21 protein-coding genes are annotated in these 23,434 nt (G+C 59.9%); 15 read left to right on the top strand and 6 right to left on the bottom strand.

Annotated features, from left to right (window positions below; translation table 11 throughout):
- Positions 1-61: 61 nt before the first annotated feature.
- The 5 genes from fhuB to BN1127_RS19495 form a co-directional block, all read right to left on the bottom strand.
- Positions 62-2,044: a Fe(3+)-hydroxamate ABC transporter permease FhuB gene (fhuB, locus tag BN1127_RS19515; protein WP_042650542.1), complete on the bottom strand. Its 1,983-nt coding sequence runs from the start codon at positions 2,042-2,044 to the stop codon at positions 62-64.
- Positions 2,041-2,976 (bottom strand): ABC transporter substrate-binding protein, encoded by a 936-nt coding sequence (locus BN1127_RS19510; protein WP_231557526.1) that lies wholly within the window; start codon positions 2,974-2,976, stop codon positions 2,041-2,043. The genes fhuB and BN1127_RS19510 overlap by 4 nt, the downstream gene beginning before the upstream one ends.
- Positions 2,977-2,989: 13 nt before the next feature.
- A complete protein-coding gene (locus tag BN1127_RS19505; protein WP_042650541.1) occupies positions 2,990-3,754 on the bottom strand; it encodes an ATP-binding cassette domain-containing protein in 765 nt (254 codons plus the stop codon).
- Between the two features lie 154 nt (positions 3,755-3,908).
- On the bottom strand, positions 3,909-5,555 hold the full coding sequence (locus BN1127_RS19500) for a multidrug ABC transporter permease/ATP-binding protein (protein WP_042650540.1): 1,647 nt from the start codon (positions 5,553-5,555) through the stop codon (positions 3,909-3,911).
- A 61-nt stretch (positions 5,556-5,616) separates the two neighbouring features.
- Positions 5,617-7,725 (bottom strand): TonB-dependent siderophore receptor, encoded by a 2,109-nt coding sequence (locus tag BN1127_RS19495; RefSeq protein WP_042650539.1) that lies wholly within the window; start codon positions 7,723-7,725, stop codon positions 5,617-5,619.
- Between the two features lie 385 nt (positions 7,726-8,110).
- Here BN1127_RS19495 and mioC point away from each other — a divergent pair, with 385 nt between their 5' ends.
- The 15 genes from mioC (at position 8,111) to glmU (ending at position 21,895) form a co-directional block, all read left to right on the top strand.
- Positions 8,111-8,560 (top strand): FMN-binding protein MioC, encoded by a 450-nt coding sequence (mioC, locus tag BN1127_RS19490; protein WP_042650538.1) that lies wholly within the window; start codon positions 8,111-8,113, stop codon positions 8,558-8,560.
- A gap of 508 nt (positions 8,561-9,068) precedes the next feature.
- On the top strand, positions 9,069-10,958 hold the full coding sequence (mnmG, locus tag BN1127_RS19485; RefSeq protein ID WP_041206625.1) for a tRNA uridine-5-carboxymethylaminomethyl(34) synthesis enzyme MnmG: 1,890 nt from the start codon (positions 9,069-9,071) through the stop codon (positions 10,956-10,958).
- A gap of 20 nt (positions 10,959-10,978) precedes the next feature.
- Complete coding sequence (rsmG, locus tag BN1127_RS19480) at positions 10,979-11,605, top strand: 16S rRNA (guanine(527)-N(7))-methyltransferase RsmG (RefSeq protein ID WP_041207123.1); 627 nt, start codon at positions 10,979-10,981, stop codon at positions 11,603-11,605.
- A 26-nt stretch (positions 11,606-11,631) separates the two neighbouring features.
- Positions 11,632-12,435 carry a ParA family protein gene (locus BN1127_RS19475; RefSeq protein ID WP_005326275.1) on the top strand — a complete coding sequence of 268 codons (804 nt, stop codon included), beginning with the start codon at positions 11,632-11,634 and terminating at the stop codon, positions 12,433-12,435.
- The gene (locus tag BN1127_RS19470) at positions 12,432-13,340 is read left to right on the top strand and encodes a ParB/RepB/Spo0J family partition protein (RefSeq protein ID WP_005326273.1); all 909 of its coding nucleotides are present in this window, start codon (positions 12,432-12,434) and stop codon (positions 13,338-13,340) included. Before BN1127_RS19475 ends, BN1127_RS19470 begins: the two co-directional genes overlap by 4 nt.
- A 190-nt stretch (positions 13,341-13,530) precedes the next feature.
- Entirely contained in the window at positions 13,531-13,941 is a 411-nt protein-coding gene (locus tag BN1127_RS19465) for an ATP synthase subunit I (protein ID WP_041206627.1), read from the top strand.
- Between the two features lie 8 nt (positions 13,942-13,949).
- Positions 13,950-14,732, top strand: a complete 783-nt coding sequence (gene atpB, locus BN1127_RS19460) for a F0F1 ATP synthase subunit A (RefSeq protein WP_025328868.1) — start codon at positions 13,950-13,952, stop codon at positions 14,730-14,732.
- A gap of 58 nt (positions 14,733-14,790) precedes the next feature.
- A complete protein-coding gene (gene atpE, locus BN1127_RS19455) occupies positions 14,791-15,033 on the top strand; it encodes a F0F1 ATP synthase subunit C (protein WP_005307205.1) in 243 nt (80 codons plus the stop codon).
- Positions 15,034-15,087: 54 nt separating this feature from the next.
- Complete coding sequence (gene atpF, locus BN1127_RS19450) at positions 15,088-15,558, top strand: F0F1 ATP synthase subunit B (protein WP_041206628.1); 471 nt, start codon at positions 15,088-15,090, stop codon at positions 15,556-15,558.
- A 13-nt stretch (positions 15,559-15,571) separates the two neighbouring features.
- Positions 15,572-16,105: a F0F1 ATP synthase subunit delta gene (atpH, locus tag BN1127_RS19445; protein WP_005326255.1), complete on the top strand. Its 534-nt coding sequence runs from the start codon at positions 15,572-15,574 to the stop codon at positions 16,103-16,105.
- 15 nt (positions 16,106-16,120) lie between these two features.
- The gene (atpA, locus tag BN1127_RS19440; RefSeq protein WP_005326253.1) at positions 16,121-17,662 is read left to right on the top strand and encodes a F0F1 ATP synthase subunit alpha; all 1,542 of its coding nucleotides are present in this window, start codon (positions 16,121-16,123) and stop codon (positions 17,660-17,662) included.
- Between the two features lie 42 nt (positions 17,663-17,704).
- The gene (gene atpG, locus BN1127_RS19435; protein ID WP_041206629.1) at positions 17,705-18,571 is read left to right on the top strand and encodes a F0F1 ATP synthase subunit gamma; all 867 of its coding nucleotides are present in this window, start codon (positions 17,705-17,707) and stop codon (positions 18,569-18,571) included.
- A gap of 33 nt (positions 18,572-18,604) precedes the next feature.
- Positions 18,605-19,993, top strand: a complete 1,389-nt coding sequence (gene atpD / locus BN1127_RS19430) for a F0F1 ATP synthase subunit beta (RefSeq protein ID WP_041206630.1) — start codon at positions 18,605-18,607, stop codon at positions 19,991-19,993.
- Positions 19,994-20,011: 18 nt separating this feature from the next.
- On the top strand, positions 20,012-20,440 hold the full coding sequence (locus BN1127_RS19425; protein WP_025328862.1) for a F0F1 ATP synthase subunit epsilon: 429 nt from the start codon (positions 20,012-20,014) through the stop codon (positions 20,438-20,440).
- Between the two features lie 93 nt (positions 20,441-20,533).
- Positions 20,534-21,895, top strand: a complete 1,362-nt coding sequence (glmU, locus tag BN1127_RS19420) for a bifunctional UDP-N-acetylglucosamine diphosphorylase/glucosamine-1-phosphate N-acetyltransferase GlmU (RefSeq protein WP_005326244.1) — start codon at positions 20,534-20,536, stop codon at positions 21,893-21,895.
- Between the two features lie 50 nt (positions 21,896-21,945).
- On the opposite strand, the gene creD is transcribed toward glmU, so the two are convergent.
- On the bottom strand, positions 21,946-23,307 hold the full coding sequence (gene creD, locus BN1127_RS19415; protein WP_005326243.1) for a cell envelope integrity protein CreD: 1,362 nt from the start codon (positions 23,305-23,307) through the stop codon (positions 21,946-21,948).
- Positions 23,308-23,434: the final 127 nt, after the last annotated feature.

Genomic DNA, 23,434 nt, shown 5'->3' with positions numbered 1-23,434 from the left:
TTAAGTGAACAGCATTGCGGGATCATCCCGGGCTTTTTTTGTGCATTTTTTATCCGCAAACCTAGAGGCGGCGCAGGCACCACATGAAGTAAGCGCCCCCTAACAAGGTGGAGACCAGCCCGACCGGCACCTCCTGCGGGAACAGGATCTGCTGGCCGACCCAGTCCGCCAACACCATGAGCAGGGCCCCGCATCCCGCCGCTCCGAGCAGGTGCCAGCGCGCACGCACCAACCCCATCAGCTTGGCCATGTGGGGGGCCAGCAAACCGGCGAAGGAGAGCGGGCCTATCACCATGGTCGCACTGGCGGTGAGCACGGCCACCAGCAGCAGTATGATGAGCTGGGCGCGGTTGAGACGAATGCCGAGCGCAGTCGCCACCGCCGGCCCCATGGGCATCAGATCGAGCCAGCGGCTCACCAGCAGGCAGGCCGCCAGCATCAGCAGCGCCAGACCGGTCAGGCCATAGGCCACCGGCGGGATGACGTAATAGGTTGAGCCGGACATCCAGGAGAGCAACTGCTGCACCCGCAGGTCGCCGTTGGCCAGGGCGATGGCCTGCAGCGGCTCGAACAGCGCCGTGATGGCGATGCCGGAGAGCAGGATCCGCTCCGGCTGGAAGCCGTTTTTGCGGTTGATCAGCACCAGCAGCAGCAGGCAGACGAAGGCTCCCAGCACGCCCCCCAGCAACATCAGGGGCAGCGGCAAGGCAGGCAGCAGCAAGGCCGTCGCTATCACCCCCATAAAGGTACCGCCGCTCACCCCCAGCAGCTCCGGGCTCGCCATGGGGTTGTTGCTGACCCGCTGCAACAGGGTGCCCGCCAGCGCTAGCAGCACGCCAGCCGCCCCAGCCGCCAACGCGCGCGGCAGGCGCCACTCCAGCTGGGCTTGCCACCTGAACCAGCTCGGCCAATGCCAGCCATCCATCCCCTGCCCAAACAGCAGGGAGGCGATCACCGCCAATACCAGCCCCATCAACAGCAGGCCAATAAGGCGAACGGGTGCGCCATGGCGTGCCACCGTCAGGTCGCTGGCGGCCTTGGGGGCGCCAGACTTGAAGGCAAGCCGAGGGATAAGCCAGAGCAGCAGCGGAGCCCCCAGCAGGGCCGTCATGGCGCCGGTCGGGATCAGCACGGGCCAGAAGCGGGTCAGAGATTGCAGCAGCAGATCGGTGGCCGCCAGCAGCAGGGCGCCCAGCACGGGGGCCCACAGCAGGCGTAAACCGAGCTGCCTCACCCCCAGCATCCGCACCATCACAGGGGCCGCCAGCCCGATGAAGCCGATCAGCCCCACTACGCTCACCACGCAGGCGGTGATGAAGACCGCGAGGCCGAGGCCGGCGAAGCGCAGCTGCTTGAGGGAGACCCCCAGGCTACGAGCGCTGGCGTCATCCAGCTCCAACACCGCCAGGGGGCGAACCAGCAGCGCCGCCAGCACAACCGCCACCAGCAACCGTGGCAGCAGGTAGAGGACGCCGCTCCAGCTGTTCTGGGCCAGGGAACCGCTGCCCCACACCAGCAGGCCCTTGAGCTCCTCCTGGAAGAACAGCAGCAGCCCCATGCTGATGGCCGCCAGATAGAGGTTGATCACCAGGCCGGCGAATACGATGACCACAGGGTTGAGCTGGCGACGCCAGGCCAGGGCAAACACCAGCGCCATGGCCAGGCTCCCCCCCGCCATGGCGATCCACTCGCGCCCGATCAGCAGCAAGGAGGGGGCGAACAGGGTCACCATCATCAGCGCCAGCTGGGCGCCGGAGGCCACCCCCAGCGTGGTGGGGGACGCGAGGGGATTGCGCAGCACCTGCTGCATCAGGGTGCCGGCTAGCCCGAGGGCGGCACCGGCCAGCAGGCAGACCACCAGCCGCGGCAGCCAGCTGAAGTGAATGACCGCCTGGCGAGCGTCGTCCAGATTGGGCGAGAAGATGGCCTGCCACCAGGGCGCATCCGGCAACTGATGGGCCAGATCCCAACCGGCCAGCACGCCGGTGAGCAGCAGCAGGCAGAGGCCGGGGCGCAGCAGAGAGGCGGGAAGAAGGTGATTCATCGAGTGCCCCCCTTGATGTTCACATGGGTTGCCGGATCGGAGGGTGACGCCTCTCGCAGGGCCTCACTCAACAGGTCGGCGAAGCGGCGGGCGGCCAATATGCCGCCGAAACTCCAGACGGCGGGCAGATGGAGCACCTTGCCCTGCTTCACCAGCGGTAGATGCTGCCAGAGCCCGGGCTCCTGCAGCCGCTCGCTCACCCCGACCGGGACAGGATCCACCACCACCAGTCGGGCCTCAGGCAGGGTAAGAAATTGTTCCAGACTGACCACAGAGAACCCCCAGGCATTGGTCTCCCCCTGCCAGGCGTTGCGTAGCCCCAGCCGGGTCATCACCGCCTCGAACAGGCTGTGGCGACCGAATACCCGTACGTGGCGCTCGTCGATAAACTGCACCAGCAACAGGGGTGGCAGATCCGCCGGCAAGCTTGTCTTCATCCGGGCCAGATCCCTGTCCAGTACGGTGAGCTGGCGTTCGGCCTCGGCGGTTCTGTTCACCAGCGCGGCTATGGTCAGGGTCGCCTCGCGCAGCCGCTGCCACAGATCCGCATCGGGTTCATAGAGGGCGATGGATTGCACCGGGGCGATGCGGGACAGGGTAGGCTCCAGCGACGCCATCAGCGGGGAGATGAGGATGAGGTCGGGCTTGAGCTCGGCCAGCAGCTCGCGGTTGGGCTGCATCCGCAGGCCGATATCCACTACATCCACCGGCAGTGTCGGCTCCCCGACCCAGGCGCGATAGGACTCCACATCCCCCATGGCCAGCGGCGTCACACCGAGCGCCAGCAGGGTTTCGGCTATGGTCCAGTCCACGGTGGAGATACGCGGAACAGTGCCGGCAGCAGCAGGGGCTGCGGGCTGTGTCTCGGCCTGCGCCGCCAGCGGCAGCAGCAGGCTGACGAGGCAGGGGACAATTTTAAGTAGACGATTCAAGAGAGGACCCCGGCTAGACGATGGCGATGGCGTGGTCATGAGCCGGGTGGCGAATGACTTCCATCGGGATGCCATAGATGGCATGCAGGGTCTCGCCAGTCATGATCTGTTCGGGCTCACCATGGGTCAGCAGACGACCGCCGTGCAGTGCCACCAGCCGATCGCAGAAGCGGGACGCCATGTTGATGTCGTGAATGACGATGATGACCCCGAGGTTGAGCTGGCGACTGAGCTGCCTGACGAGGGTGAGCACCTCCACCTGATGAGCCACGTCCAGGGCGGCCAGCGGCTCGTCCAGCAGGATGAAGCGGCTCTCCTGGGCCAGCAGCATGGCCAGCCAGACCCGGCCCCGCTCGCCGCCGGAGAGGGTATCCACCAACCTGTCGGCAAACCCCTCGGTATGGGTCAGCGCGATGGCCTTGTCGACCTGGCGGTGATCTTCCGCCCCCATGCGGCCCAGCAGGCCGCGCCAGGGATAGCGCCCCATCTCTACCAGCTCCCGGCCAAGCAGGTTCTCGGCGCTCGGCAGATGCTGGGGCAGATAGGCCACCTGACGGGCGAAGTCCCGGTTGCCCCACGCCTGCAGCGGCTTGTCATCTAACAGTATCTCCCCATCGCTCAGGGGCTGCTGGCGTGCCAGCAGCTTGAGCAGGGTGGATTTGCCCGAGCCGTTGTGGCCGATAAGGCCATAGACCTGACCCTGCTCGAAACGCAGGCTGGTGGGTTGCAGCAGGGTGCGGTCGTTGACCGCGAAGCTGGCGGCTTTCATCTCAAACATGATCTGCTCCCGTGCCGGCTCTGTGCTCGACGCTCGGGTCGGTGAGCGCCATGGCTCGGCGAGCGTTTACCATAAAGCCGCCAGATTTCCTCTCAAACATGATTCATTCCTGTGCTGAAAGGGGTTGGCACTCGCCTCCCCCTTGCGGCCGGTATCAGACCGGCACCTCGCTATCCAGATGAGCGACGGCATCCCGGCTCACCTGCTCGCGCCGCTCGCCGGTCAGCTCGGTGAGCTGGCCCTGACGCATCTCCAGCAGGCGGTCCGCCAGAGAGAAATAGAGATCGTCGTGGCTGATGGCGATCACCGTCTTGCCCATCTCCTTGAGGCGTGGCAACAGCACCTGATAGAAGATGCGGCGGAACTGGGGATCCTGATCCGCCGCCCACTCGTCAAACAGCATTACCTCGCGCTGCTCCGCCAGTGCCAGCAGCAGGGCGACCCGCTTGCGCTGCCCCTGGGAGAGATCGATGTTGGCAATGAAGCCCTCCTCGATGGCAAGCTTGCTGCCCATCTGCAGCCGCTCCAGCCACTCGGCCACCAGGGCCTCTTTCGGCTCTGGCCCCAGCAGGTGCTGGAACAGGTGATAGTCGGTGAAGATGGCGGAGAAGAGCGCCAGGTAGGCGTTGCGATCGGCAATGGGTTCACCATCCAGCAGGATCCGGCCAGAGACCGGCTGATAGAGCCCGGTCAGCAGCATGGCCAGGGTCGACTTGCCGGAGCCGTTACCGCCTATGATGAAGATCTGCTCCCCCCGCTCAATGGTCAGATTGATGGGGCCCACGGCGAAGCCGCCCTCCCCCTGATAGTGAAAGCTCACCTGCTCCAGCTCGATGCGTTGCCAGGCACAGGGGGCCGGCGGCAGCGGGAACGCGGGCTCCGGCTCGGCCAGATTCAGGGTCGCTATCTTGTCGAACGCCACCTGGGCCGAGATCAGGGTCGGCAGGGCGCCGATGCCCTGCAGCAGCGGGGTACGCAGGAACAGCAGGGTCAGGGCGAAGGTGGCGGCCACATTGGTGTTGGCCCAGCCGAGGCCATTGGCCAGGAAGAAGACCAGGCCTATGGCCCCCAGCATCATGATGTTCGACCAGTTCACCGCGCTCAGGTGATAGGTATCGGCGCGGATAATCTCCCGGCGGTAATCTCGGGCGTTCTGCTCATAGAGCTGGTGGTAGACGAAGTGGGCCCGCTCGCGGTTGAGCGCCAGCTCCTTGCTGCCCGCGATGATGGACTGGTAGTTCTGGTAGAGCCTGTCTTCGGCCTGACGCATCCGGGCCAGGTGGCGATAGACCCGGTTCACCAGCAGCCAACCCACCACCATGGTCACGGTGACCCAGAGGGCGGTGACACCGAGCAGGGCGGGAGAGAGCAAGCCGAGGTAGATGATGGAACCCAGAGTGAGCACCAACCCCTGCACCAGCTCCGGCAGGCGCACGAAAGCGATGGTGATCTGGCCTATATCGCTGGAGAGGGAGGCCAGCAGCGGCCCCTGCCCTATCTGACGAATGCGGGCGACGTCGGTGTCCAGCAGTTGCTTGAGCAGGCGGCCGCGCAACCGGTAGACGAAATGATGACCGAGGGTGGTCAGGGCCAGCTGAGAGCCGAGCGTGATCACCAGCAGCAAAAAGATAAGGCCGACAAGTTGACCCAGGATCGGCAGCGGATCGCCGACTGATTCGATAAGGTATTGGTTGATAAAGGCAATAACACCTATCCCGCTGACAGCGCTGAGCAGGCTGAGCAGGGTAATGGCGATGAAGGGCCAACGGTATTGGCGGTAAACCAGTGACAAGAGTTCCATGACAGGCCTGTGTACAAAAAGAAGGAGGGCGGGAGCTTGAGGCCCCCGCCCGGCCTGTATTTTACCAGCGGTAGTTGACTGAGCCGACGATGCTCCGCGGCTCACCGTAGTAGCAGTAGTAGTCACAGCTCGCTACATAGGTGTCGTTCAGCAGGTTGTTGACGTTGACCTGGGCACGCCAGTTCTTGGCGAAGTCATACCCGATCATCGCATCCCACACCGTCTGGGCCGGCACCTGGGCCGAACCGTAGATGGGGGTGTAGTCCGCATTCACGGCACCTATGCCGACGCTGGATCCGATGTAACGCACCCCGGTGCCCACTTCCAGCCCGGAGACCGGACCCTGCTGCACCTTGTAGTTGCCCCAGAAGGAGGCCTGGTGACGCGGGATCAGGCTGGCCTGGCGATCACCGTTGCCGGTGTCGTTGGTCTTGGCATCCGTGTAGGTATAAGCAGCGGTCAGACGCAGCGCCTCTGTGGCCTGCACGCTCCCTTCCAGTTCGATCCCCTGGGAGGTCACTTCGCCGGCCTGGGTCTGCTGGCCGGATCCTGTAGAGACGAGCGAGTTGGTCTGTTCCAGATCGAACAGCGCCAGGTTGATGTAGCCATCGAGGAAGCTGGGGACGTACTTGATGCCGGTCTCATACAGCTTGCCTTCCAGCGGCTTGTAGGAGTTCTTGGTGTTCGGGTCTATGCCCGGCAGCACTTCGAACGACTCCGCATAGGCGAAGTACGGGGAGAGGCCGTTGTCGGCCAGGTACATCAGGCTGCCGGAGAGCGAGAGGTTGTCGTCATACTGCTTCTCGTTCTTGCTGGTGGCTTCGCTGATGTTGTGGGTCTCCACATAGTCGAAGCGGCCACCTGCGGTCAGCAACCAGCGATCGTCCCAGCGGATCTGATGCTGGGCATAGAGTCCGCTCTGACCCTTGGTATTCTTCTGATAGGTGGCGGTGGACTCGTCGAAGCCGGGGAAGCCGCTGTAATCCGGGTTCATGGTATTGATGGACCCCATGCCGTAGTTGTCGGCCTCGACCCCTTCATTCACGTGGCGCTGCAGATCTATCCCCAGCAACAGGGTCTGCTCGGTGCTGTCCGTGTTCCAGTAACCCACCAGCTGGTTGTCCATGGTGGCACTCTTGGTGTCGCCGTCACGGTAGACCAGGCCGCGGTAGGCGGTGGTGCCTTCATAGGTCGGGAAGATATAGGTCTGGCGCAGCAGCAGATCGTTGTAGTTGAAGCGGACGTTCTGCTTGAACTCCCAGGTCTGGTTGAACTGGTGGGCCAGCTCGTAACCGGTGGAGATCTGGGTGTTGCGGTTGCGATCATAATCCGGCTGACTCAGGTTGGTAGCGGGATCGATCTGGCCCCCTTCGGTATTGAGGGTACCGTAGACGGGGAAGAAGCCGTTGGTGGGCACCCCTTCATCGTGCAGGAAGCTGGCCAGCAGGGTGAGGCTGGTGCGATCCGAGATGTCCAGGGTCACGCTCGGCGCCAGGTAGGCGCGTTCGTTGTAGGTGCCATCCAGCACGCCGTCGCGCTCTTTATAAAGCGCAACCATGCGATAACGGCTGTCGCCGGTCAGATCGTCGGAGAAATCGACCCCGACCTGACGCAGATCCCGGTTGCCCAGTTGCAGATTGACCAGGCCTTGCGGGGTCGCGGTGGGGCGCTTGCTGATGGAATTGATCACGCCGCCGGGAGGCGCCTCGCCGTAGAGGATGGAGGCCGGGCCCTTGAGCAGTTCCACGCTTTCCAGACCGAAAGGCTCCGGGGTCCAGACATAGTAGCCGGTGCCGAACAGGCGGTTGCCATCGAGGTATTGGGCGGCATCGAAGCCACGCACCTTGAACCAGTCAGTGTTGTTGTCCGAGCCATAGAAACCGGTGAGCACGCCGGAGCGGTAGCGCACGGACTCGTCGAGCTGCTGCACGGCGTGCTGATCCAGCTCCTCGCGGTTGACCACGGAGACGGCGCGAGGGGTCTCGGCCATGGGCACCTCGACCTTCATGGCGGTGCCGGTGACCACCATGGTTTCAGCCGCCTTGGGCAGCTCTTTATCCGCTTGTTCAGCAGCCAGCACAGGCAGGCTCGCCAGCAGGCAGGAGAGCGGCAACAGCTGGGCCCCCCTCTTTCGCATCACTGCATTCTGGGTATTTTTTTGCGCAATCATATAAGTGTCTCAAATATCAATGAGTTATATTTTGGTTTCTTATTATGGGTGCCCAATGCGGCCGGTCTGCCCGACTCCTTAGGCGAATAAAGCGGCACAATGCTACTACAGGAGTCATGATCGAATCGATTCAATAATTGCTAATCATTTGCATCTCTATTGTTACCTGCTGTATCAACGGACGATTTTTCCGGCAGAAAGACTCATTCAGGAGGGTGATCAAAAGAAGGGAACACAGAGGAATATGAAAAAAGATGGCGAGGGCGGCCTCTGCCATAAAAATCGTGAAGGATCCTTATCCCCAAGCTTTATCCATATTTATCCACATCCTTTGGCGGTAGAATCCCGGCTCTCCATTTCTTTCGATGACATCAGGATCCATTCCATGGCCAAACTCAATCTTGTCGTCGGCTCCATGCTGGGCGCCGCCGAATATGTCGCAGATCATGTCGCCAGCCTGCTGGAACAGGCGGGCCACCAGACCCGGATCCACAACCCGGCCAGCCTGGCCGAGGTGCTGGCGGAGCCGGATGCCATCCTGCTGGTGATCACTTCCACCCACGGTGCCGGCGACGTGCCCGACAATCTTCATCCCTTCGCCAAGGATCTTGCCGACCAGCATCCTGATCTCAACGCCTTGAAATATGGGGTGATCGGGCTTGGTGACCGCAGTTATGACACCTTCTGCCAGGGTGGCAAGACACTGGATCGGCTGCTGGCTGAGTGTGGCGCCAGCCGGATCGGGGATCGTCTGGAGATAGACGTGACCCAGCATGAGATCCCGGAAGATGCCGCCGAAGCCTGGATCCATGACTGGATGCAGATGATCGCCTGATCAGGACCGGGGAGATCCGGTAAAAACACCTCGATCTCCCCGCTTGTCCACAAATTCCTATCCACTAGGTTATTAACAGATAGATCCGGGAGAGTTGTTCTACACGGTTACCCACAACGCCCAGGGGTAATGTGCATAACTATAGTGTTAAGCTCTGTAAAACCTATAGTTATCCATGTATGAGATCTTGTCCAGTTCTGGTCTGTGTATAAAACCACTGGTTATCCCCCCGTTCACGGCCCTGGGATCCAAGCTTTTCCACAAGCTGGGATCGTCTTTAAACGGATGATCTTTATGATCAAAAAGGGCTTATCAACAGAAATCGTGGATCCTAATAAAAGATCCAGTAAAAGATCGATCTAAAGATCCTTAAGATCTACTAACGGATCCTGCATCCATACTGATCCTGAAGTAGACGTTCCCCTCAAGAGGCGAAACGGATAGAATGATCCGCCCTTCAGCCCAGGCAAATAAAGATCTTCAGGCGTGCAGATCAAGGTGATCCCCAATGCAATACCATGAACAATTTGATGTGATCGTCGTCGGTGGCGGCCATGCAGGAACCGAAGCAGCAACAGCGGCAGCCCGTATGGGCCTGAATACTCTGTTGTTGACCCACAACATCGATACGCTGGGACACATGTCCTGTAATCCGGCGATCGGCGGGATCGGCAAGGGACACCTGGTCAAGGAAGTGGATGCCCTGGGCGGGATCATGGCGCAGGCCATCGATCTTGGCGGGATCCAGTTCCGTACCCTCAACTCCTCCAAAGGGCCCGCGGTGCGAGCCACACGTGCCCAGGCGGATCGCCTGCTCTACAAGGCCGTGGTGCGCCAGACCCTGGAGAATTACCCGAATCTGAAGATCTTCCAGCAAGCCTGTGACGATCTCGTCATGGACGGTGATCGCGTCGCCGGCGTGGTCACTCAGAGCGGGATCCGCATCAGCGGCAAGACGGTGGTGCTGACAGTCGGCACCTTCCTGAACGGTCTGATCCACATCGGGATGGAAAACTACAAGGGCGGCCGCGCCGGGGATCCTCCCTCGATCGCCCTGGCGCAGCGTCTGCGTGAGCTGCCGCTGCGCATCGATCGGCTCAAGACTGGCACGCCGCCACGCATCGATGCCCGTACCGTCGATCTCTCCGTGATGCAGCAGCAGCACGGTGACGATCCTCGTCCCGTCTTCTCGTTCATCGGCAACGCCAGTCAGCACCCGCGTCAGGTGCCCTGCTACGTTACCCACACCAACGAGAAGACCCACGAGGTGATCCGCAACAACCTGGATCGCAGCCCCATGTATGCCGGGGTGATCGAGGGGATAGGCCCCCGTTACTGCCCGTCGATCGAGGACAAGATCACCCGCTTCGCCGACAAGACGGCGCACCAGATCTTCGTCGAGCCGGAAGGCCTGACCACCCACGAACTCTACCCGAACGGGATCTCCACCAGCCTGCCGTTCGACGTACAGGTGCAGATCGTCCGTTCGATCCGTGGCTTCGAGAATGCCCACATCACCCGCCCCGGCTACGCCATCGAATACGACTTCTTCGATCCGCGAGATCTCAAGGCCAACATGGAGAGCAAATGCATTCCAAACCTCTTCTTCGCCGGCCAGATCAACGGCACTACAGGCTATGAAGAGGCGGCCGCCCAGGGGCTGATGGCCGGTCTGAACGCCGGTCTGCGAGCCCAGGGCAAGGACGCCTGGCATCCCCGCCGGGATCAGGCCTACATGGGCGTGATGATGGACGATCTCTCCACCCTGGGGACCCGCGAGCCCTACCGCATGTTCACCAGCCGCGCCGAATACCGTCTGCTGCTGCGGGAAGACAACGCCGATCTGCGCCTGACAGCCATAGGTCGCGAGCTCGGCCTGGTGGATGACCATCGCTGGAGCCTGTTCAACACCAAGATGGAGCAGGTGGAGCAGGAGCGTCAGCGCATGCGTTCGACCTGGATCCACCCGCAGCACCCGTCGCTGGAGGCAGTCAACGCTCTGGTGAACACGCCTCTGACCCGAGAGCAGAGCCTGGAAGAGCTGCTGCGTCGCCCCGAGGTGACCTACGATGCCCTGATGGCCATTGAAGGGGTTGGCCCAGCGCTGGAAGACACAGCAGCGGCGGATCAGGTGGAGATCCAGATCAAGTACGCCGGCTACATCGAGCGCCAGCACGACGAGGTGGAGAAGCAACTGCGCAACGAGAACACCCTGTTACCACTGGACATGAACTACCGCGACGTCAACGGTCTCTCCAACGAGGTGATCGCCAAGCTGAACGATGCCAAGCCACAGACCATAGGTCAGGCCTCCCGCATCTCCGGCATCACCCCGGCTGCTATCTCCATCCTGCTGGTTCATCTGAAGAAACACGGCCTGCTGCGTAAAACCGCCTGAGGAATTCCCCGTTGGAAAACATGCTGGAAAGATTGAACGGCCTGCTCATGCAGGCCGGAATTGTTATCACCGATACCCAAAAGACCCAGTTGGTGCAGTTGGTTGAGTTGCTGCACAAGTGGAACAAGGCTTACAATCTCACCTCGGTGCGAGATCCGGACGCCATGCTGGTCAAGCACATCCTCGACAGCCTGGTGGTGAGCCCTCACCTGCACGGTGAGCGTTTCATCGATGTGGGTACAGGCCCCGGCCTGCCCGGCCTGCCGTTGGCGATCATCAATCCGGACAAGCAGTTCGTGTTGCTGGACAGCCTGGGCAAGCGGATCAACTTCATCCGCCAGGTGATCCAGGAGCTGGGGTTGACCAACGTGACACCCGTCAAATCCCGGGTGGAAGAGTATCAACCCGAAGTTGGCTTCGATGGTGTACTCAGCCGGGCCTTCGCCTCGCTGGAGGACATGCTGAGCTGGTGTCACCATCTGCCGTCACCCGAAGGGAGCTTCCTTGCGCTCAAGGGACAATACCCCGAGCAGGAACTGGCACAGTTGCCTGCCAGCATTCGCCTGGTTGCCGCCCATCAATTGGTGGTGCCGGAACTGGAAGGTGAGCGTCATCTGCTGGAATTCAAACATATCCAGCCCGAATAGGGTCGCAGTTTCATTTAGGGGACAGTGTGGGAAAAGTCATTGCCATAGCCAACCAGAAGGGTGGAGTGGGTAAAACCACCACCTGTGTAAATCTGGCCGCCTCCCTGGCCGCTACCCGGCGCAAGGTGCTGGTGATCGATCTGGATCCGCAGGGCAATGCCACCATGGGCAGCGGCGTCGACAAGTACGAAGTTGAACGCACCGCCTATGAACTGCTAATCGACGATGCACCCATCAACGAGGTGATCATCCACGAGACCTCGGGTGGCTATCACCTCATCGCCGCCAACGCCGACGTGACCGCGGCCGAAATTCGGCTGATGGAATTCTTCGCCCGCGAGATCCGCCTGCGCAACGCCCTGGCCTCGGTACGGGACAAGTACGACTACGTCTTCATCGACTGCCCGCCTTCTCTCAACATGCTGACCGTCAACGCCATGGCCGCTGCCGACTCCGTGCTGGTGCCCATGCAGTGTGAGTATTACGCGCTGGAGGGGCTCACCGCCCTGGTCGACACCATCAGCAAGCTGGCGGCCGTCGTCAACCCGGAGCTGAAGATCGAGGGGGTGCTGCGCACCATGTTCGATCATCGCAACCGGCTGGCCAATGATGTGTCCGATCAGCTGAAACAGCATTTCGGGGACAAGGTCTATCGCACCATCATCCCCCGCAACGTTAGACTGGCGGAGGCGCCGAGCTTCGGTGCCCCGGCCATGCACTATGACAAATCATCGGTGGGGGCCAAGGCCTATCTGGCCCTGGCTGGCGAGATCCTGCGTCGTCAGGAGCAGGAGTCTCAGCCGATCACCGCAGACCGAGAGAGCATATGACGCCGAAGAAACGTGGGCTGGGCAAGGGGTTGGACGCCCTGCTCAGCACCAGCACGGCCGCCCGCCAGAAACAGGTGATGAGCGACCAGCGTACCGAGCAGGCCATGGCGCCCACCAACCAGGGCGAGCTGCGCAAGCTGCCGCTGGAGTGGCTGCAGTCCGGCAAATATCAGCCACGCAAGGACATGTCCCAGGATGCGCTGGAAGACCTGGCCAACTCGATACGGGCGCAAGGCGTGATTCAGCCGATAGTGGTACGCTCCATCGGCGAGAATCGCTTCGAAATCATCGCCGGTGAGCGGCGCTGGCGCGCGTCCCAGCTGGCCCGACTCGAGGTAGTGCCCTGCCTGGTCAAGGACGTGCCCGACGAGGCTGCGGTGGCCATCGCGCTGATTGAGAATATCCAGCGCGAGGATCTCAACGCCATCGAAGAGGCGGTGGCCCTGCAGCGACTGCTGACCGAGTTCGAGCTGACCCACCAGCAGGTGGCCGAAGCGGTGGGCAAGTCCCGCACCACGGTGACCAACCTGCTGCGCCTCAATCAGCTCAACGAGGACGTGAAGCGCTTCGTCGAGCACGGGGATCTCGACATGGGTCACGCCCGGGCCCTGCTGGCCCTGAGCGGCCCGGCCCAGTCCGAACTGGCCAAGCTGGTTGCCCAGAAGGGGCTGACGGTGCGAGATACCGAGAAACTGGTGCAGAAAACGCTGGAACCGGCAAAAACCAAGGTCGAACCCGTCCGTGATCCCCAGTTTGGTTACCTCGAGCGCCAGATTTCAGAAAAAATTGGCAATCAGGTACAGCTTCAGCCGGGCAAGAAGGATAGCGGCAAGTTAGTAATAAGTTACGATAACTTGGCAGATTTGGACCGGGTATTGGGCTATTTTGGTCTGTCAGAATCGTGATTTTTACGCTTTTTGTAGTAATAAAACATCCATTCCTTTCGATATGAACATAACCTTAATTTCGCGCGGAAAGCCGCAAAAATTAAGGATTTTTGCCATGTTGCAATAGCCGTCTTCACGGGTATAATTTGACCGGCTTTTCGAGCTGTGAACCTGGGGTCTTCGGATCCCGATTTTTTACAGTTCTGTAATGTTCAGGGGTAGGTTGGTGAAACAGAAAGTAGCCTTGGAAGGTTTGACGCTGGCCTTGGCTATGCTCGTTTGTCAGCTCGTCCTGATCCTGGCGATCAGTTCCGTCTGGTTTTATCAGACCGGGGCGTTTGCCGGACGTTCTTCCCTCTTTGGGGGAGGAATGTACTGGGTTCCTCAAGCCCTGTTCACACTCTGGGTTCTGCGCCGCAAGGTGACGAAAGAGAGCGTGGGCCTGGTCTTGCGGGACTTTTATGGTGGGGCAGGGATTAAGCTCATTACTACAACAGGACTTTTCGCCCTGATGTTTGGCTCCGGGATCGAGGTCGACACCGTCTCGTTCTTCGCCACTTATATCCTCGCCCTCGTTGTACAGTGGATAGTTTCATTCACGCTTAACAACCACTATTAGGAAAACTCATGTCTGCAACCGGAGAAGTCCTGACTCCTCAGGGATATATCTCCCACCACCTGACCCACCTGCAAGTCGGGTCCGGGTTCTGGACGGTGAATATCGATTCCATGATATTTTCCGTCTTGCTAGGCGCCCTGTTTATCTGGTCGTTCCGCCGCGTAGCCGTCAAGGCCACCAGCGGTGTGCCCGGTAAGCTGCAGTGCTTTGTGGAGATGCTGGTCGAGTTTGTGAATGGTAACGTCAAAGACATCTTCCATGGTCGGAACCCGGTCATTGCACCGCTGGGACTGACAGTGTTTGTCTGGATCTTCCTGATGAACTTCATGGATCTGATCCCCGTTGACTTTATCCCTCACGCTGCACAGTTGATGGGTGTTCCCTATCTGCGTGTGGTTCCCTCTGCTGACGTTAACATCACCATGTCCATGGCTTTGGGCGTGTTCTTCTTGATCCTGTACTACAGCATCAAGGTCAAGGGTATCAGCGGATTTGTGAAGGAGCTGACGCTTCAGCCTTTCAACCATCCCGCTGCCATCCCGGTTAACTTCATCCTTGAAACCGTCACGTTGATTTCCAAGCCTGTTTCATTGGGTCTGCGACTGTTCGGCAACATGTATGCTGGCGAACTGATCTTTATCCTGATTGCGGGTTTGTTACCCTGGTGGTCACAGTGGATCCTGTCCGTGCCTTGGGCAATTTTCCACATCCTGATCATCACTTTGCAGGCGTTTATCTTCATGGTTCTGACCATCGTCTATCTGTCGATGGCGCAAGAAGACCATGGTTGATGCAACTCAAATAATCCTTTTTATACAATCAATTACATCTAAATAAATGGAGATCCTCATGGAAAACTTGAACATGGACCTGCTGTACATCGCTGCTGCAATGATGATGGGTCTGGCGGCTATCGGCGCCTCCATCGGTATCGGTATCCTGGGTGGCAAGTTCCTGGAAGGTGCTGCTCGTCAACCGGACCTGATCCCTGTTCTGCGTACCCAGTTCTTCATCGTCATGGGTCTGGTGGATGCGATCCCGATGATCGCCGTTGGTCTGGGTCTGTATGTGATGTTTGCGGTTGCTGGCTAAGTCTCTACGACTCCCCAGGCATAACCCATTAACTAACTTAAGAGGACATAGGCTGTGAATATCAACGCCACCCTCCTCGGCCAAGCAATTGCTTTTTTCTTCTTCGTAGTGTTTTGCATGAAGTACGTATGGCCGCCGTTGATCGCTGCCATCGAAGCCCGTCAGAAAGAAATTGCTGATGGTCTCTCTTCTGCCGAGCGTGCCAAGAAAGATCTGGATTTGGCCAAGGCCAACGCCACCGATCAGCTGAAAGAAGCCAAGCACCAGGCTGCCGAAATCATCGATCAAGCCAACAAACGCAAGGCCCAGATCATTGATGAAGCCGCTGTCGGAGCTCAAGCAGAGCGGGAAAAAATCCTGGCTCAGGGCCGTGCAGAGATCGAAGCTGAACGTCATCGTGCCAAAGAAGAACTGCGCAAGCAGGTTGCTGCTCTTGCCATCGCGGGTGCAGAGAAGATCCTGGCACGCCAAATCGACCAGGCTGCCAACAGCGACATCGTCGACAAACTGGTAGCAGAACTGTAACGGGAACGGGGCTATGTCTGAACTGACTACAATCGCTCGCCCCTACGCCAAGGCTGCTTTCGAGTTTGCCGTTGAGCACAAGGCGGTTGACCAATGGCTGGAGATGCTCGGTTTCGCCGCACAAGTGGCCGAGAACGAGACCATCCATAACCTGGTAAACGGCTCCGTGGCCGCCGAAGAACTGGCAAACCTGTTTGTCGGTGTCTGCGGTGAGCAGCTCAACGAGCATGGTCAGAACCTGATCCGGGTGATGGCTGAGAATGGTCGCTTGGGTGTGCTGCCGGCTGTCGTTGCTGAATATGTCGCGCTCAAGGCTGAACTGGACAAAGAAGTTCAGGCTGACGTGATTTCGGCGATCGAACTGACCGACCAGCAGAAGGCCGCTATTCAGGCTTCTCTGGAACAACGTCTCGCGCGCAAAGTGAAGCTGATTTGCAGCACAGATGCGTCCTTGATGGCCGGGGTGCTCATCAAGGCCGGTGATCTGGTTATCGACGGCACGGTCCGCGGTAAGCTGGATCGCATGGCCGACGCGCTGCAATCTTGATTGGGGTATTAGAGCATGCAACTGAATTCCACTGAAATCGCCGAGCTGATCAAGCAGCGCATTGCGCAGTTTGATGTCAAAAGCGAAGCGCGTAACGAAGGTACTATCGTCTCTGTGAGCGACGGTATCATTCGTATCCACGGTCTGGCCGATGCCATGCAGGGTGAAATGATCGAGCTGCCGGGTAACCGCTTTGCTCTGGCATTGAACCTGGAGCGTGACTCCGTTGGTGCCGTTGTCATGGGTCCCTATGCCAACCTGGCTGAAGGGATGAAAGTAAAAGGTACCGGCCGTATTCTGGAAGTGCCGGTCGGTCGTGGTCTGTTGGGCCGGGTGGTCAACACCCTGGGTCAGCCGATCGACGGTAAGGGTCCGGTAGACAACGACGGCTACTCGCCGATCGAAGTCATTGCCCCGGGCGTTATCGAGCGTAAGTCTGTTGACCAGCCAGTCCAGACCGGTCTGAAAGCCATCGATGCCATGATCCCTATCGGTCGTGGCCAGCGTGAGCTGATCATCGGTGACCGTCAGGTTGGTAAGACCGCCATCGCGATCGACACCATCATCAACCAGAAAGACTCCGGCATTAAGTGCGTCTACGTTGCGATTGGCCAGAAGGCCTCCACCATCGCCAACGTGGTGCGCAAGCTGGAAGAGCACGGCGCCCTGGCCAACACCATAGTGGTCGTCGCCTCCGCCTCCGAAGCCGCTGCCCTGCAGTACCTGGCTCCTTATGCCGGTTGCTCCATGGGTGAGTACTTCCGTGACCGCGGTGAAGACGCGCTGATCATCTATGATGACCTGTCCAAGCAGGCCGTAGCCTATCGCCAGATCTCCCTGCTGCTGCGCCGTCCGCCAGGACGTGAAGCTTACCCGGGCGATGTCTTCTATCTGCACTCCCGTCTGCTGGAGCGTGCTTCCCGCGTCAACGTCGAGTACGTCGAGAAGTTCACCAAGGGTGCCGTGACTGGACAGACCGGTTCTCTGACCGCGCTGCCGATCATCGAAACCCAGGCCGGCGACGTGTCTGCGTTCGTTCCGACCAACGTGATCTCCATCACCGATGGCCAGATCTTCCTGACCACTCAGCTGTTCAACTCCGGTATTCGTCCGGCGGTTGACCCGGGTATCTCCGTATCCCGTGTGGGCGGTGCCGCTCAGACCAAGATCGTCAAGAAGCTGTCCGGTGGTATCCGTACCGCGCTGGCCCAGTATCGTGAACTGGCGGCCTTCGCCCAGTTCTCTTCCGATCTGGACGATGCGACTCGCAAGCAGCTGGATCATGGTCAGAAAGTGACCGAGCTGATGAAGCAGAAGCAGTACTCTCCGATGAGCGTGGCTCACCAGTCTCTGGTGCTGTTCGCCGCCGAGAAGGGCTACCTCGCCGATGTCGAACTGAGCAAGATAGTCGACTTCGAAGCCGCTCTGCTCTCTTACGCCAATACCCAGCATGCTGAGCTGATGGCTGAAATCAATGCCAAGGCCGACTACAACGACGCGATCGTTGGCAAGCTGACTGCGTTGCTGGATAGCTTCAAGGCAACCCAGACCTGGTAAGCGTGTGTGGCAGCGCAAGCTGCCACCTGATGGAGAGAAGAGATGGCCGGCGCAAAAGAGATACGTAACAAGATCGGGAGTGTGAAGAACACTCAGAAGATCACCAGCGCTATGGAAATGGTGGCAGCCAGCAAAATGCGCCGTGCGCAGGAACGCATGTCTGCCAGCCGTCCGTACGCTGAAACCATGCGCAAGGTGATCGGCCATATCGCTCAGGGGAACTTGGAATACAAGCACCCCTACCTCATCGAACGTGAGGTCAAGCGAGTGGGTTACATCGTCGTCTCCACCGACCGTGGCCTGTGTGGCGGCCTGAACATCAACCTGTTCAAAGCTGCCCTCAACGATATGAAGCAATGGAGCGCGAAAGGTGCCAAGGTTGACCTGGCACTGATCGGTAGCAAGGCCTCCAACTTCTTTGAACGGCACGGCGCCAAGGTGAAAGCCCACGTCTCCGGACTGGGTGATAACCCGAGCGTCAATGACCTGATTGGTTCAGTCAAGGTCATGCTGAAGGCTTACGACAACGGTGAGATTGACAGGCTGTATCTGGTGTACAACAAGTTCGTCAACACCATGGTTCAGCAACCAAAAGTCGATCAACTGCTGCCTTTGCCCGTAACAGAAGACAGCAAGCTCGCCAAGAAACACCACTGGGATTACCTCTATGAGCCGGATCCCAAGCAGCTGCTGGATACCCTGTTGATTCGCTACGTCGAATCCCAGGTGTACCAGGGTGTGGTAGAAAACTTGGCAAGTGAACAGGCAGCCCGAATGGTTGCCATGCAAGCCGCGACTGACAACGCCGGCAACCTGATTAACGATCTGCAACTGGTGTACAACAAGGCCCGTCAGGCCAGTATTACCCAGGAACTGACAGAGATCGTATCCGGTGCTGCTGCGGTGTAAGGCAAGGGTTATCAAAGGTTTAGAGGATTTGACATGAGTAACGGTTTCATCGTCCAAATCATCGGCGCTGTAGTGGACATCGAGTTCCCGCAGAATGCCGTGCCCCAGGTGTACGATGCACTGAAAGTCATCAGCGAAGGCCAAGGCCAGGGTCTGGTACTGGAAGTTCAGCAACAGATCGGCGGCGGCGTCGTTCGTTGCATCACCATGGGCTCCTCCGACGGTCTGCGTCGTGGGTTGGAAGTAGTTAACAGCGGCAAGGCCATCCAGGTACCGGTTGGTACCTCGACCCTGGGTCGTATCATGAACGTACTGGGCGAGCCCATCGACGAGAAGGGTCCGATCGGCGAAGAAGAGCGTTGGTCCATCCACCGCGAAGCCCCCAGCTACGAAGATCAGTCCAACAGCGCCGAGCTGCTGGAGACCGGCATCAAGGTTATCGACCTGGTTTGCCCGTTCGCCAAGGGTGGTAAGGTCGGTCTGTTCGGTGGTGCCGGTGTAGGCAAGACCGTCAACATGATGGAGCTGATCCGTAACATCGCGATCGAACACAGTGGTTACTCTGTATTCGCCGGTGTGGGTGAGCGTACCCGTGAGGGTAACGACTTCTACCACGAGATGATGGAGTCCAACGTACTGGACAAAGTATCTCTGGTTTACGGTCAGATGAACGAGCCGCCCGGAAACCGTCTGCGCGTCGCGCTGACCGGTCTGACCATGGCCGAGAAGTTCCGTGACGAGGGTCGTGACGTGCTGTTCTTCGTGGACAACATCTACCGTTACACCTTGGCCGGTACCGAAGTATCCGCACTGCTGGGCCGTATGCCTTCTGCAGTAGGTTACCAGCCGACCCTGGCCGAGGAGATGGGTGTTCTGCAAGAACGTATCACCTCCACCAAGACCGGTTCCATCACCTCAGTCCAGGCCGTTTACGTGCCTGCGGATGACTTGACCGACCCGTCTCCGGCGACCACCTTCGCTCACCTGGATGCGACCATCGTTCTGTCCCGTCAGATCGCGGCACTGGGTATCTACCCGGCCGTTGACCCGCTGGACTCCACCTCCCGTCAGCTGGATCCGCTGGTGGTAGGCAAGGATCACTACGAGACCGCTCGTGGTGTGCAGATCGTGCTGCAGCGCTACAAGGAGCTGAAGGACATCATCGCCATCCTGGGTATGGATGAACTGTCAGAAGAAGACAAACTGACCGTATCCCGTGCCCGTAAGATCGAGCGTTTCCTGTCCCAGCCGTTCTTCGTGGCCGAAGTATTTACCGGTTCTTCAGGTAAGTACGTGCCGCTGAAAGAGACCATTCGCGGTTTCCAGGGCATCCTGAAAGGCGAGTATGACGATCTGCCCGAGCAGGCGTTCTACATGGTTGGCGGTATCGACGAAGTCGTCGAGAAAGCCAAGAAACTGTAAGCCTCGATAGGAGGGCCCATGGCTGAGATGATCTCATTTCACCTGGATGTAGTGAGCGCCGAAGGGAAACTGTTTTCCGGTCGTGTGCAATCTGCCCAGGTAACAGGCTCCGAGGGTGAGCTGGGTCTCCGCCACGGTCATGCTCCGTTGCTGACTGCCATCAAGCCGGGCCTGGTCCGCTTGATCAAGCAAAATGGTAGCGAAGAGGTGCTGTACATCTCCGGCGGCATGCTGGAAGTACAACCCGAAGCCGTGACCGTGCTGGCCGATACCGCCATTCGTGCCGATGACCTGGATGAGGCGAAAGCCCAGGAAGCCAAGCGTCGTGCCGAAGAACGGATCAGCAGCTCCCATGGTGATATCGACTATGCGCAGGCATCTGCCGAGCTGGCCAAAGCAATGGCCCAGCTGCGGGTTATCGATATCGTCAAAAAGAATTACCGCTAATCACGGTGATGTAAAAAGCGACCTTCGGGTCGCTTTTTTTTTGCCCGTTGGATAGACTCCGCCGGGTATTTCCTCATGTTTCAAAGGCTGGCTATGTCTCTCAACGTCGTGATCCTGGCTGCGGGTAAAGGTACTCGCATGCGTTCCGTTCTGCCCAAGGTGCTGCACCCTGTCGCCAACAAACCCATGGTGTCCCATGTGATCGACACCGCCCGCCAGATAGGTGCCGAGCAACTGCACCTGGTCTATGGCCACGGCGCCGAGCTGCTGAAGGAGCGGATCGCCGCCCCGGATCTCAACTGGGTGTTGCAGGCGCAGCAGCTGGGCACCGGCCATGCCGTCGCCCAGGCGATCCCGTTCTGGAAAGATGAAGACGACGTGCTGGTGCTGTACGGCGATACCCCGCTGATCCAGCCCGAGACCCTGCAACGGCTGCTGGCCGCCAAGGCCGACGACGGCATGGCGCTGCTGACCGTGGTGCTGGACAACCCTACCGGCTACGGCCGCATCGTGCGGGAAAACGGCCAGGTGGTCGGCATCGTCGAGCAGAAGGATGCCAACGCCGAACAGCTCGCCATCCGCGAGGTGAATACCGGCGTGCTGGTGGTCAATGGCGCCCAGCTGAGCGGCTGGCTGTCGCGTCTGGACAACAAGAACGCCCAGGGGGAGTTCTATCTCACCGACGTGATCGCCATGGCTCATGGGGATGGCTGCCCCATTGCCGCCGTCCACCCGGACAGCGCCATGGAGGTGGAAGGGGCCAACAACCGGGTCCAGCTGGCGGCCCTCGAGCGCAGCTATCAGCAGATGCAGGCCGAGAAGCTGATGATCGCCGGGGTCACTCTGATCGATCCGGCCCGCTTCGATCTGCGCGGCACCCTGGAGATCGGTGAGGAGGTGGTGATCGACGTCAACGTCATCATCGAGGGCAAGGTCAAGCTCGGCAACCATGTGCGCATCGGTGCTGGCGCTGTGCTGAAGGATTGCGAGATTGGCGATCACAGCGAGGTGAAACCTTACTCCGTCATCGAGGGTGCCCTGGTGGCCGATCAATGTTCGGTCGGCCCCTTCGCCCGTCTGCGTCCGGGTGCCGTGCTGGAGCAGGATGCCCACGTCGGCAACTTCGTCGAGATGAAGAAATCCCGGCTCGGGGTCGGCTCCAAGTGTGGTCATTTGACCTACCTGGGGGATGCGGACATCGGCGCCAAGGTGAATATCGGCGCCGGTACCATCACCTGCAACTACGATGGGGTGAACAAGTTCCAGACCATCATCGAGGATGACGTCTTCGTTGGTTCCGATACCCAGCTGGTGGCGCCGGTGCGCATCGGCAAGGGCGCGACCCTAGGGGCGGGTTCAACCATCACCAAGGATGTGGCCGAGCACGAGCTGGTGATTACCCGGGTGCCCCAGCGCCACATCAAGAACTGGGCTCGCCCGGTCAAGAAGAAGTGATGCCCGATCAATGAAATAAAACCGGCGCCCTAAGGGCGCCGGTTTTGTTTTCAGCTCTCCTGATTCGGGGTTGGGGAAGGGGGCGGGTTACCCATCACCCCATACCAGTCCAGCTTGCGGGTCAGCATCATGATCAGTGCCAATATGGTGAACAGCAGCAGGGCGCCGAGCAGCAGGGCTATCTCCTCGGCTTGCAGCAGCCCGAACAGGATGGCGTAGACCAGCCCGAGCAGGGCCGCGAAGCCGAGGCCCTGACGCGGCCCCCCCAGCACATGGCTGAGGTAGAAGCCGTTGAGCGACACGCTGGCGAGGCTGGCGACGAGATAAGCCCAGCCAAAGCCGAGGTGCTCGGTCAGCGCCAGCAGCACCAGATAGAAGATGGCCAGCCCCATGCCCACCAGGGCGTACTGGATCGGGTGTACCCGCAGCTCCCGGAGCAGCTCGAACATGAAGAAGCTGAGGAAGGTGAGGCCGATGAACAGCAGGGCGTACTTGGCGGCCCGCTCGTTCAGCTGATAGTGATCCACCGGCTGCACCAGGCTGACGCTGAAGGTCGGCAACTCGCTCCCGGCTCCCTTCATCATGCGGGTGAAGCGCCGCTCCATGTCGGTGGCAAACCAGCTGGTCTGCCAGCTGGCGTCGAACCCCTGATCGTTCAGGGTGCGGCTGCCGGGCAGAAAATCGCCGATGAAGTTGGGATGAGGCCAGTTGCCACTCAGGTTGAACCTGCTGTCCTGGCCGATCGGCACCACCTCAAGCGCGTTCATGCCCTGCAGGTGCAGCTCGATGTGAAAGCGGCCATCTTCCCCGGGCAGGCTGTCGAGCGGAGCATGGATGCCGGCCAGACCGTCTCCCAGCAGGGCGCCGGGGGTGAACGGAATGCGCCGCTCCCCCAGTTGCAGCTCGGGCACGCTGCTGATGCCGCGGGCATCGGACAGCACCAGGCTGAGGTAGGGTTTGCCCGGGATCAGGGCGGGATCCGCGGCGTCGAAGCTCAGGTCCGGGTTGCCGGCAACCAATGCCTTGTCGGCCAGGCTGGCCGGCAAGTGGCCTGAGAGGGAGAGCCGGCCGTGATAGACCTGGGCCTGATAAATGCCGAGTTTGCGCGGGGTGACCTCCATGCTGGCCCGCACATCCAGCCTGTCCGGCAACAGGTAGCGATAGACCCGCTCCTCGCGCACGAAGCGCTTGCCATCCTGCTCGACGGTGACGGCCCGGGTATAGGGTTGCACCAGCACAGGCCCCAGCAAGCGCTGCGGCCCGCTGCTGCTGGCCATGATGCTGTGGATGGCCTGGCTGCGGTAAGCCTGGCGCTCCCGGTTCAGATCCATGATGGCGTGAACCGGGATCATCAGCAGCAGGCAGAGCAACAGCAGCAGGGCGATCTTGTGGGTGAATATCTGTTTGACCATGGCGCATCTCCTTGTTGGTGAACGGGAGTGTGCCCTGGTCGGGTGAAGCGGGGATGGGGCCCTGTGAAGTGGGGGTGAAGGGGATAAAAAAACCGGCGCCTTGCGCCCAATGCTGATCAGTTAAGGA

This window comes from Aeromonas media (genome assembly GCF_000819985.1).
GTDB lineage: Bacteria > Pseudomonadota > Gammaproteobacteria > Enterobacterales > Aeromonadaceae > Aeromonas > Aeromonas media.
The sequence above is the reverse complement of the archived record's forward strand: the minus strand, read 5'-3'. Positions and strand labels throughout refer to the sequence as shown.

Coding starts and splice junctions, on each gene's coding strand:
- atpA (WP_005326253.1), top strand. CDS start 16,121: ATGCAACTGAATTCCACTGAAATCGCCGAGCTGATCAAGCAGCGCATT.
- glmU (WP_005326244.1), top strand. CDS start 20,534: ATGTCTCTCAACGTCGTGATCCTGGCTGCGGGTAAAGGTACTCGCATG.
- atpG (WP_041206629.1), top strand. CDS start 17,705: ATGGCCGGCGCAAAAGAGATACGTAACAAGATCGGGAGTGTGAAGAAC.
- fhuB (WP_042650542.1), bottom strand. CDS start 2,044: ATGAATCACCTTCTTCCCGCCTCTCTGCTGCGCCCCGGCCTCTGCCTG.
- creD (WP_005326243.1), bottom strand. CDS start 23,307: ATGGTCAAACAGATATTCACCCACAAGATCGCCCTGCTGCTGTTGCTC.
- mnmG (WP_041206625.1), top strand. CDS start 9,069: ATGCAATACCATGAACAATTTGATGTGATCGTCGTCGGTGGCGGCCAT.
- mioC (WP_042650538.1), top strand. CDS start 8,111: ATGGCCAAACTCAATCTTGTCGTCGGCTCCATGCTGGGCGCCGCCGAA.
- BN1127_RS19495 (WP_042650539.1), bottom strand. CDS start 7,725: ATGATTGCGCAAAAAAATACCCAGAATGCAGTGATGCGAAAGAGGGGG.
- BN1127_RS19505 (WP_042650541.1), bottom strand. CDS start 3,754: ATGTTTGAGATGAAAGCCGCCAGCTTCGCGGTCAACGACCGCACCCTG.
- BN1127_RS19465 (WP_041206627.1), top strand. CDS start 13,531: ATGTTCAGGGGTAGGTTGGTGAAACAGAAAGTAGCCTTGGAAGGTTTG.
- atpH (WP_005326255.1), top strand. CDS start 15,572: ATGTCTGAACTGACTACAATCGCTCGCCCCTACGCCAAGGCTGCTTTC.
- atpE (WP_005307205.1), top strand. CDS start 14,791: ATGGAAAACTTGAACATGGACCTGCTGTACATCGCTGCTGCAATGATG.
- BN1127_RS19425 (WP_025328862.1), top strand. CDS start 20,012: ATGGCTGAGATGATCTCATTTCACCTGGATGTAGTGAGCGCCGAAGGG.
- BN1127_RS19500 (WP_042650540.1), bottom strand. CDS start 5,555: ATGGAACTCTTGTCACTGGTTTACCGCCAATACCGTTGGCCCTTCATC.
- rsmG (WP_041207123.1), top strand. CDS start 10,979: ATGCTGGAAAGATTGAACGGCCTGCTCATGCAGGCCGGAATTGTTATC.
- BN1127_RS19470 (WP_005326273.1), top strand. CDS start 12,432: ATGACGCCGAAGAAACGTGGGCTGGGCAAGGGGTTGGACGCCCTGCTC.
- atpD (WP_041206630.1), top strand. CDS start 18,605: ATGAGTAACGGTTTCATCGTCCAAATCATCGGCGCTGTAGTGGACATC.
- atpB (WP_025328868.1), top strand. CDS start 13,950: ATGTCTGCAACCGGAGAAGTCCTGACTCCTCAGGGATATATCTCCCAC.